Origin of the sequence: Halomonas sp. N3-2A (assembly GCF_002216165.1) — a bacterium.
Classification (GTDB): domain Bacteria; phylum Pseudomonadota; class Gammaproteobacteria; order Pseudomonadales; family Halomonadaceae; genus Vreelandella.
Map to the genome: position 1 here is coordinate 1419584 of NZ_CP022286.1, position 18710 is coordinate 1438293.

General features: G+C 50.4%; 18 protein-coding genes. 4 read left to right on the top strand and 14 right to left on the bottom strand.

Features of this window, described 5'->3' with window-relative positions:
- Nucleotides 1-6: 6 nt before the first annotated feature.
- Nucleotides 7-618: a Fe-S biogenesis protein NfuA gene (gene nfuA, locus CEK60_RS06705; protein ID WP_038484241.1), complete on the top strand. Its 612-nt coding sequence runs from the start codon at nt 7-9 to the stop codon at nt 616-618.
- A gap of 103 nt (nt 619-721) precedes the next feature.
- On the opposite strand, the gene CEK60_RS06710 is transcribed toward nfuA, so the two are convergent.
- Nucleotides 722-1756: a DNA-binding protein gene (locus CEK60_RS06710; protein WP_089038375.1), complete on the bottom strand. Its 1035-nt coding sequence runs from the start codon at nt 1754-1756 to the stop codon at nt 722-724.
- Nucleotides 1757-1958: 202 nt separating this feature from the next.
- Between CEK60_RS06710 and CEK60_RS06715 the strand changes: the two genes are divergently transcribed.
- Both CEK60_RS06715 and CEK60_RS06720 read left to right on the top strand, forming a co-directional pair.
- Complete coding sequence (locus tag CEK60_RS06715) at nt 1959-3146, top strand: tyrosine-type recombinase/integrase (protein WP_089040868.1); 1188 nt, start codon at nt 1959-1961, stop codon at nt 3144-3146.
- A 38-nt stretch (nt 3147-3184) separates the two neighbouring features.
- Nucleotides 3185-3601 carry a SufE family protein gene (locus tag CEK60_RS06720; protein ID WP_038484250.1) on the top strand — a complete coding sequence of 139 codons (417 nt, stop codon included), beginning with the start codon at nt 3185-3187 and terminating at the stop codon, nt 3599-3601.
- Nucleotides 3602-3627: 26 nt separating this feature from the next.
- On the opposite strand, the gene yidD is transcribed toward CEK60_RS06720, so the two are convergent.
- The 10 genes from yidD to gorA form a co-directional block, all read right to left on the bottom strand.
- Nucleotides 3628-3903 (bottom strand): membrane protein insertion efficiency factor YidD, encoded by a 276-nt coding sequence (gene yidD / locus CEK60_RS06725; RefSeq protein WP_205739042.1) that lies wholly within the window; start codon nt 3901-3903, stop codon nt 3628-3630.
- Nucleotides 3904-3974: 71 nt separating this feature from the next.
- A complete protein-coding gene (gene hisI / locus CEK60_RS06730; RefSeq protein WP_089038376.1) occupies nt 3975-4442 on the bottom strand; it encodes a phosphoribosyl-AMP cyclohydrolase in 468 nt (155 codons plus the stop codon).
- Nucleotides 4442-4891: a transcriptional repressor gene (locus CEK60_RS06735; RefSeq protein ID WP_038484256.1), complete on the bottom strand. Its 450-nt coding sequence runs from the start codon at nt 4889-4891 to the stop codon at nt 4442-4444. The genes hisI and CEK60_RS06735 overlap by 1 nt, the downstream gene beginning before the upstream one ends.
- Nucleotides 4892-4922: 31 nt before the next feature.
- On the bottom strand, nt 4923-5921 hold the full coding sequence (locus tag CEK60_RS06740; RefSeq protein WP_038484259.1) for an alpha-L-glutamate ligase-like protein: 999 nt from the start codon (nt 5919-5921) through the stop codon (nt 4923-4925).
- Nucleotides 5918-7441 carry an inactive transglutaminase family protein gene (locus CEK60_RS06745; RefSeq protein WP_089038377.1) on the bottom strand — a complete coding sequence of 508 codons (1524 nt, stop codon included), beginning with the start codon at nt 7439-7441 and terminating at the stop codon, nt 5918-5920. The genes CEK60_RS06740 and CEK60_RS06745 overlap by 4 nt, the downstream gene beginning before the upstream one ends.
- Nucleotides 7442-7479: 38 nt before the next feature.
- On the bottom strand, nt 7480-8319 hold the full coding sequence (locus tag CEK60_RS06750) for an ATP-dependent zinc protease family protein (RefSeq protein WP_089038378.1): 840 nt from the start codon (nt 8317-8319) through the stop codon (nt 7480-7482).
- A gap of 249 nt (nt 8320-8568) precedes the next feature.
- Nucleotides 8569-8967: an ectoine synthase gene (locus CEK60_RS06755; RefSeq protein WP_009724424.1), complete on the bottom strand. Its 399-nt coding sequence runs from the start codon at nt 8965-8967 to the stop codon at nt 8569-8571.
- 84 nt (nt 8968-9051) lie between these two features.
- The gene (gene ectB, locus CEK60_RS06760; RefSeq protein WP_089038379.1) at nt 9052-10320 is read right to left on the bottom strand and encodes a diaminobutyrate--2-oxoglutarate transaminase; all 1269 of its coding nucleotides are present in this window, start codon (nt 10318-10320) and stop codon (nt 9052-9054) included.
- 114 nt (nt 10321-10434) lie between these two features.
- Nucleotides 10435-11013 (bottom strand): diaminobutyrate acetyltransferase, encoded by a 579-nt coding sequence (gene ectA / locus CEK60_RS06765; protein ID WP_030072977.1) that lies wholly within the window; start codon nt 11011-11013, stop codon nt 10435-10437.
- Between the two features lie 235 nt (nt 11014-11248).
- Entirely contained in the window at nt 11249-12631 is a 1383-nt protein-coding gene (gorA, locus tag CEK60_RS06770) for a glutathione-disulfide reductase (RefSeq protein ID WP_089038380.1), read from the bottom strand.
- A 172-nt stretch (nt 12632-12803) separates the two neighbouring features.
- Here gorA and can point away from each other — a divergent pair, with 172 nt between their 5' ends.
- Entirely contained in the window at nt 12804-13451 is a 648-nt protein-coding gene (gene can, locus CEK60_RS06775; RefSeq protein ID WP_089038381.1) for a carbonate dehydratase, read from the top strand.
- A gap of 39 nt (nt 13452-13490) precedes the next feature.
- Here can and CEK60_RS06780 read toward each other — a convergent pair whose 3' ends face one another.
- From CEK60_RS06780 to tamB, 3 genes are all read right to left on the bottom strand, one after another.
- Nucleotides 13491-13985 (bottom strand): c-type cytochrome, encoded by a 495-nt coding sequence (locus CEK60_RS06780; RefSeq protein ID WP_232471482.1) that lies wholly within the window; start codon nt 13983-13985, stop codon nt 13491-13493.
- A gap of 85 nt (nt 13986-14070) precedes the next feature.
- Nucleotides 14071-14691: a peptide-methionine (S)-S-oxide reductase MsrA gene (msrA, locus tag CEK60_RS06785; protein ID WP_089038383.1), complete on the bottom strand. Its 621-nt coding sequence runs from the start codon at nt 14689-14691 to the stop codon at nt 14071-14073.
- Between the two features lie 9 nt (nt 14692-14700).
- Entirely contained in the window at nt 14701-18708 is a 4008-nt protein-coding gene (tamB, locus tag CEK60_RS06790; protein ID WP_089038384.1) for an autotransporter assembly complex protein TamB, read from the bottom strand.
- Nucleotides 18709-18710 lie beyond the last annotated feature (2 nt).

Below are 18710 nucleotides of genomic sequence, written 5' to 3' on the forward strand. Positions count from 1 at the left end.
TCCCTTATGACCGCGACTATCGAAACTGATACCCAAGGTATTGATATTACTGACAGTGCTCAGGAATATCTTGCTGAACTGTTGGAAAAGCAGAATGTTGAAGGCATTGCTGTACGTATTTTTATCACCCAACCCGGCACGCCTTACGCGGAAACATGTTTAGCCTATTGCCGTCCAGGTGAAGAAGAACCCACTGACGTTAAGCTTGAACTTGAAAAAATTAACGTATTTCTCGATAAAAACAGCTTGGCGTTTTTAGACGAGGCGGTTGTTGATTTTAACGCGGATCGTATGGGCGGCCAGTTAACCATCAAGGCTCCTAACGCGAAAATGCCTAAAGTTAATGCGGACAGCCCGCTGGAAGACCGCATCAACTACACGCTTTACAGCGAGATTAACCCAGGGCTGGCGGCCCACGGTGGTGAAATCAAACTGGTAGAGCTGACCGAAGACAAGGTGGCGATCCTTGCTTTTGGTGGCGGTTGCCAAGGTTGTGCAGCGGTAGATTTAACGCTTAAAGATGGCGTTGAGAAAACACTAATGGAGCGGATTCCTGAGTTAGCGGGTATCCGTGACGTGACCGATCACACGGATACAACGAACGCTTACTACCGCTAACGTTATATTAGCTGTACCGTTTGCGCTTCGAAAAGCCCGGCAGAAATCTGCTGGGCTTTTTTTATGAGTGGTAGGTTGTGAATGCTAGGTGATGAGCGATAGGTCACTCGTTGGGTGGATTATCTTCTTTTTCTTGCGAGGAGAGCGTCTCGGGCAGGGCTGTTAATTGCGCCTGAAGGGCTTCCATTCGTTGCCAAAGCTGTTGCTGCCAGTTCTCGTCCTGAAGCGCCGTTTTGTGCTGCTGTTCTAGTGCTTGGTGGGCTTTATCAAGCTCGCTCTGCAGGCTGGAGTGTTGCTCTTGTAGCGCTATATTGTTGCGCTCAAGCTCGTCAATACGCTGTTGCAAGCTGCTGTTGTCTAACTGGTAGTGCTGCAACGTGTCTTTTTTGAGCTGAAGCTCTTTCGCCAAGCTGTCTGAGCGCTGCTCGAACTGGAGCAGGCGCTTTTGTAGTGCTTTTTCTTCTTGGGCACGCTCTTGTCTTAGCGTGTCTAGCAACGCCATCAGTTTTCCTTCTGCTGCTTCGTTACGCTGCTCTTCCTGAGCAAGGCGCTGTTCCCAAGCGGCTTGGCGTTGTTGCAGCTCTTCAGTGAAGCGCTCTTTCAGCGCAGCTACATCATGCTCCGACTGGGTAAGCAACTGCTGGTATCGCTTAGCATCTTGGTTAGCTTGCTCTGCCTGTTGCTGCCACTGATGCTCGTTCGCTTGGCTAGCGGCCAGCTCGCGATTAAGTGCTTCCAAACGCTGTTCTGTATGTCGCAAATGCTCTGCAAGGGCGCTTTCTCGTTGCTGCGCATTGGCTGTTTGCTGAAGTGCTTCGGCAGCTTCCTGCTGGGCGCTCTCTACCTGCCGGTTAGCATCTTCACGATAGTGGACGAGCGCTTGATTGGCGACCTCTTGCGCCTCGCGCCATAGTTCGGTGGCGACGTTAACGATAACTTCTGGGACGCCCTTAGGTGGCGGAATATCGCGATTTTGCTCTCGCTCAATACGCCAATTACGGAAATGCTCACTGATCGTTGTGAAGCTGCCGGTTCCCAGTACTTCCCGAATGCGTTGCACGCTAGGAGTGTCGCCGCGAGCGAGCAGGGTGTCGATTGCTTGCTGAACATCACTGTATTGAATCCCGCTGCGAGCCATGGTGCTTATCCCTGTCAGATTGGTAGCGCTATTTTCGTAGGGTTTGGTTAAAATTACAATAATTACGTAATACATAAAACGTAATATTATTTACATTAAGCATTATAAATTCAAGATTACTGCTATTATCTTGAATTTTAGTGCCGATAGCAGCACACTTAACCCATTGAAAAATAACGCGGTAGATATGGGGAATGTGGCGATGCCCAGAGAGGTCGAAAAACAGCAAAAACACGTACGTGAAGGCCTAGAAAAGGGCAGCTGGCCTGACTTGCTGGCTAAGTCTTCCGTGCCCGTCACCCCAACGCAGCTAATTGATGCTCAAAACGACGTTGAGGCTGTTGCTGCGTGGCTTAGGGAGTATCAAGACAGCCCTCAGACATTGAAAAGTTACCGCCGAGAGGCGGAGCGCCTGCTGCTTTGGCTGTCCAGCCATAACACGTCGTTATGCGATATGAATCGTGAAATGTTGCGCCAGTACGAGGCTTTTTTGGAAGATCCTCAGCCAACTGAGCAGTGGGTGGGGGCAAGTAAGCCTCGCTATCATGCGCAGTGGCGACCTTTTCGTGGTGGGCTTTCGCCTGCAAGCCGACGGCAAAGCCTGATTATTCTGCAGGGTTTGTTTAGTTGGCTAGTGGAAGCAGGGTGGGTACGCCATAACCCATTTGTGCTAATGCGCGACAAGGCTAGGCGGCTGAATAACCAGGCTCAAACCATTGAGCGTTATCTAGAACGAGATCTTTGGGCATGGTTTTGGCAGTGGCTGAATACGCCGGCCGGGCACGCTAGTGAGCGAGAAGCGTATGAACAAGCGCGGCGACGATTTATATTCAGCTTCGCTTATCTATTAGCACCTCGTATTAGTGAAATGGCTAACGCTCGGATGGATGACTTTCAGGAAAGCGAGGGGCGATGGTGGTGGGTGGTAGTCGGTAAGGGGAGTAAGCTTGCGCGTATTCCGGTGCCTGGTGACATGCTTGAGTGCGTGCTCGAATGGCGGGAAGCGCTTGGATTATCAGGCCTGCCCAGTTATCACGAGCCCGACCCTCTGATCCGTGCGTTAGATAAACGTCGTGGCATTAGCGATAACCAACTTTATCGGCTGATTAAAGGCGTATTTAGCGAGGCGGCTGATGCGCTAGAAGCGCAAAATGGCAAGCCTGCCTATGTGGGCGCGCTGCGTCGTGCAACACCCCACTGGCTGCGGCATACGGCGATTACACATCAAGCGCAATCGGGAGTAAGCCTGCGCTATTTAGCCGAGAGTGCGCGCCATTCTAAACTGGATACGACGAGTCGCTACTTACACACCGAAGATAATGAATGGCACCAAGAGCAGCAGCGTCATCGCTTGAAAACAGCCCCAAAAACGCCTTCTGACCCGTTATAATAGGCATGATATTGAGACACCAACCCAAAGGAAACGCCATGGCAACTTCAGGCGCTGAGCTGGCCCAGCAAGAACTGGTCGAAGAGTTTGAAATATTTGATAACTGGATGGATCGTTATCAATACATTATCGATATGGGGAAGCAACTGCCTGACTTTCCGGAGGAGCAGCGAACTGAAGAGTTTAAGATTCAGGGCTGCCAATCTAACGTGTGGATGTGCCACGAAGGGCAGGGCGACAAGCTTATCTTCAAGGCAACGTCGGATGCGGCCATCGTTTCAGGACTGATTGCGTTGCTGCTGAGAATCTATAGCGATCGCACACCTGATGAGATTAGCCAAACTGAACCTCACTTCTTGAAAGATTTAGGTTTGGATAAGCACCTATCACCTACCCGCAGTAACGGCTTGCATGCCATGTTGGAGCGTATTTACCAAGTGGCAAAACAGTCTTAATTGTAAACGCGCATTGGAAAGCTTTCTCAGTGATGATGGTCGCACTTTGAGTGCGGCGGCGCCGTTAAGTCCGGGTCTTCACGACACAACTGCTCGCTTCTGCCACCAGGCACGGGATCGATACCACCGGCGCTGCCTGGGTGGCATCGCATAATACGCTTTATCGCCATCCAGCCGCCCTTGAAAGGGCCATGCACTTGAATGGCTTCAACGGTATAGGACGAGCAGCTTGGCCAGAAGCGGCAGCGCGGCCCCAGTAGGGGGCTAATGGTGTATTGATAGACCTTGATACAGCCAATCATGACGATGGCAAGGGCCTTCAAGGCCCAGTGCTTTGCTTGGGATAGCAGCTTTACCACTATTTCTTTTACCACTATTTCTTGCCGTAAAGCGCCGCTGGGTCGATAAGCGGTTCGCTGGTAATCGTCGCACGCTGTTCGTTTACCGATAAGTAAAAACAGCTGCGTCGACCGGTGTGGCAAGCGGGTCCAGTTTGATCGACTTGCAGTAATAGCGTGTCACCATCGCAGTCGAGAGCCGCAGATTTCAGCTGCTGTTGTTGACCCGAGGTTTCACCTTTATGCCAGAGCTTTTTACGCGAGCGTGAATAGTAGCAAACACGCTGCGTTGCTAGCGTTTCTTCAAGTGCCTCGCGGTTCATCCACGCCATCATTAACACCTCACCCGAATCAAACTGCTGGGCAATGGCAGGCAGCAAGCCTTGTTCGTTAAAGTGTACTGCGTCAAGAAGCGCTTCGGTCCCGGGCAACGTATCGGAAGGGCTGGCAGACTCTAGGGCTTTGAATAGGTCGCGCGGGGCTAATTGGTCAAAACGTGACATTACTCGTTACTCGCAGATCGGCAATTTTGGCACAAGCCTTGAAGTTCTATCGTTTGGCGCTCGACGTTAAACCCTTGTCGTTTGGCTAATTCGGCCAGTTGAGCGCTTATTTCATCTAAGTGAAGCTCTTCAACATAGCCACAATGGCGACAAATCAACAGCTGAAACCCATGGGCATGCTCAGGGCAGGCGCAGGCAACGTAAGCGTTTTGTGACTCTATACGATGAACGAGACCTTGCTCGATAAGAAAGTCGAGAGCACGGTAAACCGTGGGAGGTCTTGCTGCGGCATGCTCAGTGGATAGCTGGTCTAACAAGTCATACGCTTTTAGGCCGCCACCATTCTCAGCAATCAGCTCTAATACTCGGCGACGAATAGGTGTAAATCTCACGCCTCGGGTATGGCACTGGGATTCCGCTTGTTGTAATAGCGTATTAGCTTCTGTCATTAGGGCACTCGTTGAACGGGATATGCGTAGTCTACGCCGTCGCCGAAGAAGTGTCAGGCGTTTCTACGAGTTCGCTTTGGCGGGCAAAGTGGTGTTGTGCAAACGCTACCCGTTCCGCGACGGGAACACCGTCAGGCTGCTGCTCGATCAGGTCAAGCCGACGGCGAAGTCCTTCACCGTTGGTCATTTGGATAGCAAGCCCGGGGCGCGCATTAAGCTCAAGCAGCATGGGGCCATGCTTTCTATCTAGCACCATATCGGTGCCAAGATAGCCAAGCCCGGTCATCTCGTAGCAGCCTGCTGCCAGGTGGAGCAGGGTATCCCACTGTGGGACAACCAGACTTGCCAAGTCGTGACCTGTATCGGGATGGCTAAAGCATGGACGATCAAACTGCACTCCACGTAGGGCCGCGCCTGTGGCAATGTTCAGCCCAACACCCACGGCCCCCTGGTGAAGATTGGCCTTGCCATCCGACGCAGCGGTAGAAAGCCGCATCATGGCCATCACGGGATAACCTTTAAACACGATGACTCGAATGTCCGGTACGCCTTCATAGGTATAGGCCATCAGGCTTTCATCGAAATTGATCAGTGTTTCGATAACGGCGACATCCGGTGAGCCGCCTAGCGAATACAGCCCAGAAAGTATGTTCGAAACATGGCGCTCAATATCTTCAATCGACAAACTGACACCGCTTGGCTTGATAAAGATACCCTCTTGTACCTTTTCAATAACAAGTATGCCTTTTCCGCCACTGCCTTTGGCGGGCTTGATCACAAAGCCTGAATGGCCGCTCAGCATCTCACTGATATGCTTGACACCAAACTGAGTCGTTACCGTACCAATGAGCTCTGGCGTTGTGATGCCGTAACGTTGCGCAAGAAGCTTGGTTTTCAGCTTGTCGTCAACAAGCGGATATAAGCGTCGGGAATTATAGCGGCCAATGTAGCGAATATTTCGCCGATTCATGCCGATAATTCCCTTGTCTCTAAGTCGTGTCGGCCACGTCCAGTTCTTTAGCCAGCTCATGAGGATTTCTCTTCATCTGTAATTGGCTTAAAACGGCGAAGCTCCAATAAACGATAGCCCGTGTAATTACCAAGCAACAAGATGAGCGCCATCAGAATGAACTGAACACCAAGGAAGTTGAAAGTAATGTGGCGAACCCAGGGGTTGTTCATGGCAAGGAACGCTAATACAGCGGTTAAGAGGCTGCCTCCGCCTTGAACCAGTACCTGCTTTGGCCCTTCCTCTTCCCAAAGAATCGACATCCGCTCAATCGTCCACGCCAGAATGATCATTGGGAAAAATGTGACGGTTAACCCCGAACTTAGGCCCATACGATAAGCAATGACAGTGAAAATTGAGATGATTGCTATGACCGTGATGATGACCGCCGAAACCCTCGCTACCAGCAATAGATTGAGGTATGAAAGATAATTACGAATGATCAAGCCCATGGCCACAATCAGCAGGAAGCCAATTAAGCCCGTTAGCAGGGTAGTTTGAATAAACGCTAATGCAATCAGCACCGGCATAAACGTGCCCGACGTTTTTACCCCAACCAGCACGCGCAAAAACACCACTACCAGCGCGCCAATGGGAATCAGCAGGATCGTTTGGAAAAGTGCCTGCTCTTCCAAAGGAAGGCTATGGATAGAAAAGTTGAGTAGTGTGTCATCAGAGTAGTGATTGCGAACCGCCGCAGAAGCCGGTTGGTAATGTGTCAACATTGAAAAGGTGACCCGCGAATTGGTTCCGCCCTGGACCTCTAGCACCGCGCGACCACCTGTTTCCCAGAGCAGAAGGTTGTCGGGTTTTCCTTGCTCGCCGGTAGTCGGGTTAAATAGCGTCCACGTTTCGGCAGATTCGTCGAACACTTGAATCCAACTGCTGAGGGTTTGTCGACGACGACCATCCTCCATCAATAGGCCGCTGACTTCCCTTGCATGAACACCCGCTTGGTTCAACAAACGCACAATCAGTGGCGATGGCTGTTCCTGGGCTAAGAGTAGTCGTGCATTTTCCCCTTGGCGTTCGCCATTAATATCTAAAATCAATTCTCTCGCAAAGGTGGCGTTATTGGCGCTACGTGCCCAAGCACGATCAATTAATTGGCTAGCGGCAGTGTCGTACGGGCTTTCCCAGGGGGGAACAGACGATAATTCTGGTGGCGTTTGCACGGGTGAGCGCGCATCTGGCGAAACAAGCATTTGCACTGAATAGTAAAGCTGCTGGCTACCGGCGGCATTGCGAATAGTCCACTCAGCCTGACGACCTAGCTCATCTGCTTTGTAGGCAAGCCCATAGCCAGAAGACGCGGTGTTTTCGGTCAAAACCCGGTACCCAGCCTGATGTGAAGGCAGTGCTAGATCAACCTGCACAGGGCCGTCCTGGGCATTAAAGTTGATAACAGCTTCGATTTCCCATACTTGGCGCTGTTCGCCGGGTAGCCAGGGGATTTCGAACTGAACATGTCGATGCACACTGGCGGCAATACCAACCAACAGCAGTAGTCCAACGATCAAATAAAACGGCAACCGTGACATCATGATTCCTTTCAGCGAAAAACGGCGGGGGAGAACTGTTACTCTTCAGTATCGTCTTGATCTGCTGCTTCATCTTCAGCGGCTTGATCGGCAGGTTCACCGCCAGGGAATTCTGGACGTTCGTAAAGATAGGTTTGAGCAACATCAATGGTGGCAATATCCATCATGAATCGCCGTCCTAACAGCACTGGGTAGTCCAAATGGGTGCGATTATTAAGCGTGAACTCAACGTTTTCGCGGATTGGGCCCAAGGTCATTAACAGTGAGATCACTGGGCGAGACTCTTCACCAGATGCCTGAACAATACGCACCCTACGTACAATTGGCGCTTCGATCCATTCATCACGCACGCGATCTACGACCACGTCATTGTCATTTAGTGCCAACTTAAAGCGCACCCAATTTTCGCCATCACGTTCAAAGCGGGTAATTTCGGATGCTGATAGTGATGACGTGTTGGCTCCAGAATCAACGCGCGCCTTCAAATAAGTGCCAACACTGGGTAAACCAACCCATTCACTGCGGCCCAGCAGTGTTTTGTTGTCTTGAGTGGCATCAACATCGCACTCTTCACGAACAATAACGGGATCTTCACCGCGAGCTTGTAGGCCAGCCACATCTTGGCGCAAATAGCGCAACAGGCTACCGACTTCGCGAACATCAGCTGTCAACGCTCGCTGTTGGTTAAGCTGCTGCTCGTGCAGTCGTGTAGACGCGGATGCACACTGCTGAGCAAGAGAGGTTTCAAGTTCAAGGATGCGGGTGTTAAAAGACGCTTCGCTTAATGGCGGTGGCTCATTCGTTTCTGGCGGTGTCACAGCACAGCCTGCAAACGAAAGCGACAAACCAGCCATTAGACACAATACACCTGAGCGCATAACGTGAGATATCCTTAAACAAGAAGAGCATGAATGATAAGGAGAAGGACATTGTATTGTCCAACTTGATCCGTTGGTTTTGGAATCTTTATTTGCCTAATTTAACATAATATATATTATGCGAACCCGTATGATCTCACAGGCATCAGGTTAAAATCCTAATCATCAATGACAACCCTCATAAAAAACAGCCTGCTTTTTAAGCAGGCTGTTTTGTCATTAGCCAATCCGTAACGCTAACGTTGGGCCTTACTCACCAGCGGGTGCAGCGTATGAGCCGTCTTCCTGGTGTACTTCATTACCGGTAATTGCTGGCGTGAAAACGCATGCGACGGTCATGCCTTTTTCTTTACCGCGTAACAGATGTTCGTCGTGCTGATCCAGCAGATAAATATCGCCTGCTTTGATCGGCCAGATTTTGCCATCGGCTAGGGTTTCTACTTCGCCTTCGCCTTCATAGCAAAACACAGCTTCATAGTGGTTTTTGTAATGAATATGCGTCTCAGTGCCTGGGAAAATACGGGTAATATGAAATGAAAAACCCGCATTATCATTGGCTAGAACAAGACGCGTGCTGTCCCAATTGCCATTCTCGGCGGTGACAAGACGATCTGTTTTACGTGCTTCTTCAAGATTACGAACGATCATAGAATTGCTCCGTTATGAGGCACTTGGTATTAACCGAAGCGGCCCAGTGCTGAATCGATGCTGCAAAATTAGCCTAACTCTACATCACGCTTGGATAACAGCATTGACTGAGGCTTCTAGAATATCCAGCGCTTCCAGCAAGTCCTCATCACTGATGGTCAGCGGGCATAGGCATTTCACTACTTCGCCGTCTTGGCCGCTGGTCTCAATAATAAGGCCGTGCTCAAATGCTTTGCTGGTGATCTTGTCGGCAATATCACCAGAGACAACATCAATACCGCGCATGAGGCCGCGTCCACGTTCAGTGGCAGGCATGCCGTTCTCACTGAGTAAGGCTGCCAGCTTTTGGAAACGTTCTTCAACAATACGCGCTTTGCGCTGAACATCACGCTCAAAAACATCATTTGACCAATATTTTTTGAGCGCAGCCGTGGCGGTCACCATCGCCAGGCTGAAACCACGGAACGTGCCGTTATACTGACCAGGCTTCCATTTATCAAGCTCTGGACGCATCAATACATGGGCAAATGGCAGCCCGAATCCAGAGAGTGATTTTGAGTTCGTCACGATATCAGGCGTGATGCCCGCGTGTTCAAAGCTAAAGAACTTACCCGTGCGGCCACAGCCTGCTTGGATGTCGTCGATGATCAACAGAATATCATGGGCGTGACAGATACTTTCTAAACGCTTGAGCCACTCAAGGCCTGCCACGTTAATACCGCCCTCGCCTTGCACGGTTTCGACAATAACACCTGCCGGTATATCGAGGCCGCCAGATTTGTCGTTAAGTAATTTCTCGAAGTAATCCAGCGTATCCGCATGCTCTCCCATATAACCATCAAAGGGTAAAAAGCTTGCGCCCTGTGTGGGAATGCCACCGGTCGCTTCGCGGAACTTGCGGTTACCCGTGGTTGCCAGTGCTCCCATGGTGACGCCGTGGAAGCCGTTGGTGAAGGTCACAATGTTATGGCGACCTTTAGCAACACGGGCCAAACGGATGGCCGCTTCTACTGCGTTAGTGCCTGTCGGACCAGGCAGATGTACCTTGTAGTCTAAGCCACGCGGTTTGAAGATAACTTCTTCAAGGGTTTCCAGGTAATCACGCTTTGCAGCGGTCCACATATCCAGGCCATGAACAATGCCATCTGTTGACAGATAGTCGATCATTGCTTGTTTGAGGTGTGGGTTATTGTGGCCGTAATTGAGCGTGCCGGCACCGGCTAGGAAATCAATGTACTCACGACCATTCTCGTCCGTTAAACGAGCATTCTGGGCTTTCGTAAACACAACGGGGAATGAGCGCGAATAAGTACGTACGTTAGATTCCATGCGTTCAAGCGTTTGGGTCTGCATTAACGACCTCCTTTTAAAATCATTGAGCCAAGCGTAGGACAAACTGGCGGAAACAGCGGTAACACGTAACCAGCTAGCAAGAACCGCGTATTGGGCAATAGCTGGTCCGTTCCGTTACATGCTGTCTGTTTGAAATGGACCTATACGAACTAGGTTTTCAGGATCATGCTCCCCACCGAGTTGTTCGGTAGAGAAATATTCACGGCTATTTAAAGGGGCTTGCCAGCGTGCAGCTAAGCGGCGAAATAAGCCCCAAGAGGCCTGATTGTCTGGAGTGATCGTCGTTTCCAGGTGATGCACATTATCAAGTTCTGGACGCGACATAATGGCTTCGACTAAGCGGCGCGCCAAGCCTGTGCCACGTGCTTTTTCACCGACGGCAACCTGCCATAGAAAGTAGGTATCCGGCGCGTTGTCTTTCACATAGCCAGATACAAATCCTACTATCTCGCCCTCTTCATTTGTCGCCACCGCACAGGTGTCGCGAAACTGAGTTGCCAACAGTAAATAAGCATAAGCAGAATTAACATCAAGCGGCGGGCAAGCTTTTATCAACTCGTAGACGCCCCAACCATCATCTGCATTCGGCTTGCGAATAAATAACGGAGTAGATGCATGCCCGACCACAGCATCAGCGACTGTTGGGCGTGCAAGGTCTGCAGAAGGGGTAAAAGGTGTTATTGGCGTGCTCATGGTTATGCTTCGCTGTAGCGAATTTGAGCGCCATTATAACAGCTGATTATGAGCAATTCAAAAATCATATTATTCATCCTGTCCTTTTCCATAATTTTTGGTTATCAAAGGCGTCTCTACCTGCAAAAATCAGCTGAAAGAGCCGCTGTATTGGAAGAGTTTAGATCAACCTCACATAGCTGCGAGACAAAAAAGGCGAGCTAATGCTCGCCTTAAAAATGTAAATTTTATGTAATCAATTGCGCGTAGCTGTTCTCATTGTCACAAACTCTTCCGCACCTGTTGGATGGATGCCGATGGTACGATCAAAATCTTCTTTTGTAAGCCCAGCTCTGACCGCAATGGCGATCCCTTGTATTAATTCACCGGCCTCTTCACCGACCATGTGAGCCCCTACGACAACATCTGTCGCGTCATCAACGATTAGCTTCATTAAAGTGCGTTCTTGGCTACCAGACAAGGTGTGTTTCATTGCTTTAAAGTCCGCGCTATAAACGCGAATCTTGCCAATGTTTTCTCTGGCAGCCTCTTCAGATAGCCCTACCGTCCCAATATTGGGATGACAAAAAACCGCCGTAGGAATCGTGGCGTAGTCCAGCGGTTTAGGCAGTGTTTCATTGAAGTGGATATCGACTAACTGCATCGCCTCAGCCAGTGCTACGGGCGTCAATTCAGGCCCCTGGGTCAAATCGCCAAGCGCCAAGATTGAAGGGACCGCCGTCTCGTAGCGCGCATTTACTGGGATTTTTCCACTGCTATCAAGATGAATACCCAATGCTTCAAGCCCTAGCCCCTGCGTATTGGCATTACGTCCTGTCGCTGCTAAGACGGCATCTACCTCTTGAACATCACCGTTAGTTAAATACACGTTAAACGCCGAGCCATTGGGTTCAATCCGTTCAATATTGGTATTGAAATGCAGATTGACGCCTTTTTTGCTCATTTCATCGCGGGTAAAAGCTCGAACTTCTTCATCAAACCCTTTTAGAAACAGCTCTCCACGATAAATCAAATGCGTTTCACTACCGAGGCCGTTAAAAATGCTCGCGAATTCGACCGCAATATAGCCGCCTCCCAAAACCAGAAACCGCTCTGGAAAAGCGTCAAGGTCAAATATCTGGTTTGAAGTGACTGTGTATTCACTGCCAGGAAAATCAGGTACCCATGGCCAACCACCTGTCGCTAGCAGTATCTTTTGTGCGGTTACTTGGGTAACGCCTTCTTCAGAAGCCAGTGAAACGCTGTGTGACCCTGTCACGGTTGCTCTAGCATGAAGCAGTACGACTCCCGCGCCCTCTAACATCCGCTGATAAATGCCATTAAGCCGTTTTATTTCACTGGTTTTATTATCGCGTAGCACTGACCACTCAAAGACAGCAGGCCCAGGCAACTGCCATCCAAAGCCTGCGGCATCATCGAAGCTGTCGTGAAAGTGAGCCGCATAGGAGTACAGTTTTTTAGGCACGCAGCCGACATTGACACAGGTGCCGCCCAAGTAACGATCTTCTGCTATAGCAACTCTGGCGCCGCTTGCAGCTGCCATTCGTGCGGCGCGAACACCCCCTGACCCTGCTCCAATTACCAATAAATCGTATTCATATTCCGCGTTATCTGCCATGTGCTATTCCTATCCTGAACCATTGCATGTACTTATCGGTCATGTACTTACCGACAACGGTCGTTAAGCACAAAGATTGACCTTAGATTCTGAGAAGGTTAAAACCCCTCTCTCTGTACCCTAGTTTGCTCTATCTTGAACCTAACAGCTCCTAACCTGTGACGGAGATCCAATGTCTAACGCTATTGAAACACTGCTTGATAATAATCGCGCCTGGGCAGAGCGTATGTGTGAGGAAGATCCTGACTACTTTAAACGCCTTTCCAATCAGCAAAACCCTGATTACCTCTGGATTGGTTGTTCTGACAGTCGTGTGCCTGCTAACCAGATTATTGCCCTTCCGCCAGGCGAAGTTTTTGTCCATCGTAATGTCGCTAACCTGCTCCACCATACCGATATGAACGCACTGTCAGTTGTGCAGTTTGCGGTGGATGTACTTAAGGTCAGTCATATCATGATTGTGGGGCACTACGGTTGTGGTGGCATTAAGGCGGCAGTAACCGGCGGTGAGTGCGGGGTCGTCGATTACTGGCTGCATTCGGTGCGCGAACAGTATAACCATCACCGTAATACGCTTGAACATTTACCAATGGAAGAGCAAATTGACCGCATGTGCGAATTGAATGTAAAAGCTCAAGTTAATAGCTTGTGCCGAACCAAAATTCTGCAACGTGCTTGGCAGAGAGGCCAAGATATTTCAGTGCATGGTTGGGTCTATGGGTTGAGCGACGGCCGTGTAAAAGATCTCAAATGCACCATAACTGGCCTGGAGCAGGTTGAGACCCTTTATCGTATCGACCGCCTTCAACAAAGCGACTGACACCATCTGTGCCTATCGCTCTGATGACATCGATCTCGGTCAGTTATAGCGGTAGGCGCGATGACAGCTTTTACAGCTTAAGCCAACATCAGAAAATGCTCGCGTGGCCGCGCGATAGTCCTCTTGCTCGGTCGCATCGATTAGCGTCGCCACTTTTTGCTCAAGATCCGTAAATCCCGCTGCGAAATCTTCCCACTCTTCCCAGATTTCTGGGCGAGCGTCAGACCCACGCCCATGAGTGCCGACAATAAACGCGGGCAAAAAATGAGCTTGAGTCGCTTGTTCCTGAAGCGTTGCTAACCGCGGCGCGGCTCCGCGTGCATCCTGGTTATTCACCAAGTCAAAACGCAGCTGACGCAGAAGGCTTTCTAGCTCTTTCAATTCATCCTGACGCCATATGACCGCTTCTCGCTCACTTGCAAACGGGCTCTCTTCAACCGTTTGTGGCGCTGGAACGGCATCTTCAGTAACTTCCTCTGCCATGGTCGGCGTAGTAATTGCAGCAAAGACGACCAGGGCCCAAACCGAAGGCATGAGCCATGAACGTTTTAAAGTATGTGGCATTTTACTGACCTTATTACTGACCTTGTGATGGAGTACTTGGCTCTTCTCACCACGACTAACCGATGGGGCAAGTAACGCCAGTACCTTTGAGCCCGCAGTAACCAGCGGGGTTCTTGTCTAAATACTGCTGATGATAAGCCTCCGCGTAGTAAAAAGTATTCAGCGGCTTGATCTCGGTAGTAATAGTACCTCGGCCAGCCTCATCGAGCGCCTTTTGATAGGCATTGGCACTCTTTTCAGCAGCCATCAACTGAGCAGCCGTTGTTGTGAAAATGGCAGAGCGGTACTGGCTACCCACATCGTTGCCTTGACGATTGCCTTGAGTAGGGTCGTGCTGTTCCCAAAAAATTTGCAACAGCGTAGCCAAGGATGTGGCACTGGGGTCGTATACCACTCGAACTACCTCGGTATGGCCTGTTTGTCCCGTACACGTTTCTTGATAAGTTGGGTTTGGTGTTTCTCCCCCGGCATAACCGGCGGCAGTGACGTAAACTCCCGGCACTTGCCAAAACAGGCGTTCAACGCCCCAAAAGCACCCCATGCCTAACACAATTTCTTCATACCCTGCTGGGAAAGGAGGGTGAAGTGAGTGGCCAGTAACGGTATGTACGCTGCTCGTTTCGATCGGCGTTACGCGGCCAAGTGGTGCTGAATTTGCTTTAGAAAATAGCGTCATAACGCCCTCTTATTGCCGTGGATAAATCGTAGGGTCACCTGACCGAGTAAATGTGTAGATTAAGTCGACGGCTTGATTTGCGCCTGATACTGCCTGCACATATAGATTGCGCCAAAGTGTGTAGCGTAATGTCAGTTCTGCAATGGGCGAGAAAATGCCAACACCGTAGCTAATCCGGATATCGTCGGTTAACTGCCCTGTCAGCGCCACTTGGCTATTGTCACCTGCCCCAGTGGTATCCAAGGTCAAATCGCTAATACCAAACGCTTCCCCAATGGAGCCAACGGCTCCGCCTGTCTTACCGAGAGACATGCCGATTAAGGCGGTAGTAAGCGCACTATCAATCCCTCCTCCAGCAGCATCGGGTGCACGCCCCCTCAATAAATATGACAGCGCACGGGTTTCATCCATTGCTGGTTCAGAAAAGATCAGTAAGTTGGGCTCTTCTGCATTGCCACTAACACGAATGCCAGCAATAACCTCATCTTCCGTGATATCAGGATTACGAATTGCTTCGAAATCGAGAATTGGCAGCCCTGGAGGGCCGCTGAATATCAGCTGTCCACGGCGAATCAGCAGATCCTGACTAAAGGCTTTAAAACGACCATTGATAAGGTTGACATCACCAAACAGCTGAAGTGCACCGCTGCCTTGACGAATTTCTAACGTGCCACCCAAATCAGAATTAAGCCCATATGCTGATATTTGCATATCACGGCCCAAGGTTAGTGTGATGAGCACATCAATGTCCATTCCTGATTGTGAAAGCTCATCAGCAGCGCTTGGCTCGCCATTGGCAGTCCGTTGCTGAGCCACTCGCTCAGCTTCTCGATCATCGCGCTCGGTGATAATGACTTCGTCAGAGCTTGGGCTAACAGCTGAGGCAGGAAGATCGCCAACTTCTAAGCGCGCCCATGGTAGATCGACATTGCCACGTACTTGCAAGCGATCCGGTGTTACACGAATGCGGATATCAGGCGCTGCTTCTAAACGCCCAAACTGTGGCAAAACGATTAATAATGGCTCCTGAGTCGCGTTAACATCGACACCAATACGCCAGTCGTCGCCTGCAGGAAAGTAAGCATCCCCAGCGATATTCAAGCGACCACGTTCAGCAGCAACAAAACCATTTATGTCCCCTTGTTCGCCGTCAAACGCAACGACCAGCTCGCCATCTTTGATATCGATAGGAATATCTGGGCCATGAACGCTTAGATTACGAAGCGCAAGCTGCCCCTGTAAATCGGGCTGACTGGTGGTTCCTGCAATTTGTATACGGCCATTTAAGTCGCCCTCTAAGCGATCCATGCCCACCACCAACGGGCGGTAAGGTGCTAAAGAAAGCGCTTGGGCGCTTAGCTCGCCACTAAGACCACCACGACCAAGTGGATCACTAATGCTGAGATCGAGTGCCAGCTCACCAGCATCTGCAAACGACAGTACAATATCGGCATCAGCTTGAGCCTGACTGGCGTCTAACTGCGTGTTTAAACTAATCACAGGAAGCTGTACGGGCTGGCCGTAATCGTTGACTGCCGTAATCGCTAACTCACTTAATACCTGAACATCGGCTTGCCACTGAGCCCCGCCTTGGCGCCAAGCTGCAACAATGTCTGCTGTCGTATCACCCTCAAAGCTCCACTCTTCTGGCAATAAAGGCTCGAGTGCTTCCATCGGCACTTCTCTGATGCTCAACACCGCGCGCCCTTGGTCGGCCGATGCGGCAATCTGTTCTTGCGAACAAACAAGCCCTCCTTCTTCGCGACGCACACAGAAAGGTGAGAGTTGCGCTTGGCCGTTAGCTAGGTTGTAACGAATATCAAGAGGGGCTTCTAAACGTAGATTGCCGAACTCGGAGTCGATTTCCAGCGGTGTTAGTTGGCCCTGATACTGCTGCGCTTGTTGATCAAAACGACCATCTAGCGCTACAAGTGCACGGCTTAGCATGTTATCGGCTTGGCCGTCGATACTGACAGTGAGTGCGTGCTGAGATAGGCGTCCGTTAAGCTCAAGGGCAATACTTGAAAATGCCTGCCCACCTGCATTGACTTGCTGCAAACCAAGGTTAATGTCTAGCGTTGGGTCTTCGATTCCCTCGATATTGCTGGTCAGTGATAACGTTTCAATACGGTTTTCGGCAAACTGCAAATCACGGCCAGTTAATTCGGCTTCCACCTTAGGTTGGCTAATGCTACCTCTGGCCAGAATATTACCTGTTAATGTCCCCGCTAAGTCTGGATGCAGCGTTTGTAATTGTCGCAATGCAATCTCGGTATCTAGCGACATTGCTTGCTCACTAACTTGACCAGAGGCCGTTAACCGGTTGTCTCCCTGAGTGAAAAGTAGTTCTTGGATATCTACTTCAAGCGCACTGTTAGCCTCTAAAGAGGCTTGAAGCGCCAAGGGATACTCCTGGAGCTCCCCAGTAATATCGAGGACTGGCAGGCTGATTTCCCATAGCTCGCCGGTTTGACGCACACTAGCGGTAATGTCGCCATTGAGATTGCCGTTGAGCTGTTCGACAAACAGCGATGGATCGAATTGATCCAGTCGGATGGTGGTATCAACCCGTAGTGACGAAGCCCAATTCACTTCCCCCTCACTACTGAGCGAACTGTCATTAATCGCTAGGGTTAGCGGCGTCCAGCGGAACGATGAAAGATCTCCGTTGCCACTGAGTCGAATATCGGTGGCCGGCACTTGCGGGCCTTGAGCGTTTAAGGAAAGCGTTGTCTGGTACGCTTCCAAGCTGCCGCTAGCAACGATGTCTATATCTTCAACAACATAGGGTTCTGCCGATGACTCATCGCTACTAGGTTGTGTGAGTGGCCACTGCAGGCGGTCACTCTGCAGTCTTACATTGAAAGGTAGCGTCGGTGCCAGCGCATCGACTTGAGCCTCGAACGTTGCATTAACGACACCGGCTGCCCCTAAACTGGCTGTCAGCTCATCTAGGGATCCTGACAGTTCCAAAACAAGCTCTTCGCCACTTAGCTCAGGAAATATTTCGGGTAAAAACAAGGTTGTTGTTAATCGAGCATCTAACGGATAGCTGCCTGATAATGTGGCGTTGGCTGTTAAGTTCGCCTCGGCATCAGGTGTAAGTAACTCTAATGAGCGGAGCGCTATTTGGTTGCCTTCAGCACTCGCAACCACCGCTAATCTTTCGACTTGGTAATCAACGGCTCCGCTGACAGTGACGTCAGTCACGGTGAAGGATGCTAAGTCGATATCAATGGGCAGCATTATTTCAGGCAGCTCAATGCGCTGCCGTGCTGTTAAGGCTTCGACCGCTTGACCTGGTTCTGCTATGACCGGTTGGGTAACCATAACCGCACCATCAATAGCAGATGCATGTAACGGTGTCTGGATACCTTCTGTTAGTTGAGTGCCTGCCGTGGGAGGCAAGTACACGGTTGGCTGCATGAGCGTGGTGGGCGCGATACTGACAAGATGTTGCTGCGCGGTAATCGCGGTTGAAAACGACTCCCAGCCGACGCGAGTTCCATCAGCTAGCTGCAGTTGGACGTTAGTGAACTCAACTGAACGTAGTTCAATAGGAAAAGGCAGTTGGATGCTAGGCATCCCATCAGATTCTGATGAGTCTGGCTCCGCTTCAGTGCTCTCGCCCAAACGTATATCTGCGCCTTCTACATGAAGTTTGTCCAGGCAAAGCTTACCTGACAGCACACAATCTTCAGCCCAGGCCAGTTCAAGGCTGTCGACGTTGATGCGTGTCTCACCAAGCGATAGTTGAAAACCGCGCAACGCAAACTGGTCAAGCAGTGCGCCTTCTTGGTGTTCATACGTAAAGAAGCCCCGTTGCTCGCCTTGAGAAAACAGTTGACCTGTTCCCCAAGGAGAGAGCGCAACGCCGAGTAGCAGAGCGACCAGACCAAATAGCCAGAGTGGTAGCACAATGGCTAATCGTACAAAACTCCACAAAAATAACCCTACACGATGTTTACCTGAGAGCGGTTGACGCTTGATAGATGCCGCTTTTGCAACCTTAGCCAAAA

Excerpts from the sequence above, each read along its gene's own strand:
- hisI (WP_089038376.1), bottom strand. The coding sequence starts at position 4,442 with ATGTCACGTTTTGACCAATTAGCCCCGCGCGACCTATTCAAAGCCCTA.
- CEK60_RS06735 (WP_038484256.1), bottom strand. The coding sequence starts at position 4,891 with ATGACAGAAGCTAATACGCTATTACAACAAGCGGAATCCCAGTGCCAT.
- nfuA (WP_038484241.1), top strand. The coding sequence starts at position 7 with ATGACCGCGACTATCGAAACTGATACCCAAGGTATTGATATTACTGAC.
- CEK60_RS06745 (WP_089038377.1), bottom strand. The coding sequence starts at position 7,441 with ATGTCACGGTTGCCGTTTTATTTGATCGTTGGACTACTGCTGTTGGTT.
- gorA (WP_089038380.1), bottom strand. The coding sequence starts at position 12,631 with ATGGCAGATAACGCGGAATATGAATACGATTTATTGGTAATTGGAGCA.
- ectA (WP_030072977.1), bottom strand. The coding sequence starts at position 11,013 with ATGAGCACGCCAATAACACCTTTTACCCCTTCTGCAGACCTTGCACGC.
- can (WP_089038381.1), top strand. The coding sequence starts at position 12,804 with ATGTCTAACGCTATTGAAACACTGCTTGATAATAATCGCGCCTGGGCA.
- CEK60_RS06755 (WP_009724424.1), bottom strand. The coding sequence starts at position 8,967 with ATGATCGTTCGTAATCTTGAAGAAGCACGTAAAACAGATCGTCTTGTC.
- yidD (WP_205739042.1), bottom strand. The coding sequence starts at position 3,903 with ATGATTGGCTGTATCAAGGTCTATCAATACACCATTAGCCCCCTACTG.
- msrA (WP_089038383.1), bottom strand. The coding sequence starts at position 14,691 with ATGACGCTATTTTCTAAAGCAAATTCAGCACCACTTGGCCGCGTAACG.
- CEK60_RS06715 (WP_089040868.1), top strand. The coding sequence starts at position 1,959 with ATGCCCAGAGAGGTCGAAAAACAGCAAAAACACGTACGTGAAGGCCTA.
- CEK60_RS06720 (WP_038484250.1), top strand. The coding sequence starts at position 3,185 with ATGGCAACTTCAGGCGCTGAGCTGGCCCAGCAAGAACTGGTCGAAGAG.
- CEK60_RS06740 (WP_038484259.1), bottom strand. The coding sequence starts at position 5,921 with ATGAGCTGGCTAAAGAACTGGACGTGGCCGACACGACTTAGAGACAAG.
- ectB (WP_089038379.1), bottom strand. The coding sequence starts at position 10,320 with ATGCAGACCCAAACGCTTGAACGCATGGAATCTAACGTACGTACTTAT.
- CEK60_RS06780 (WP_232471482.1), bottom strand. The coding sequence starts at position 13,985 with ATGCCTTCGGTTTGGGCCCTGGTCGTCTTTGCTGCAATTACTACGCCG.
- CEK60_RS06710 (WP_089038375.1), bottom strand. The coding sequence starts at position 1,756 with ATGGCTCGCAGCGGGATTCAATACAGTGATGTTCAGCAAGCAATCGAC.
- CEK60_RS06750 (WP_089038378.1), bottom strand. The coding sequence starts at position 8,319 with ATGCGCTCAGGTGTATTGTGTCTAATGGCTGGTTTGTCGCTTTCGTTT.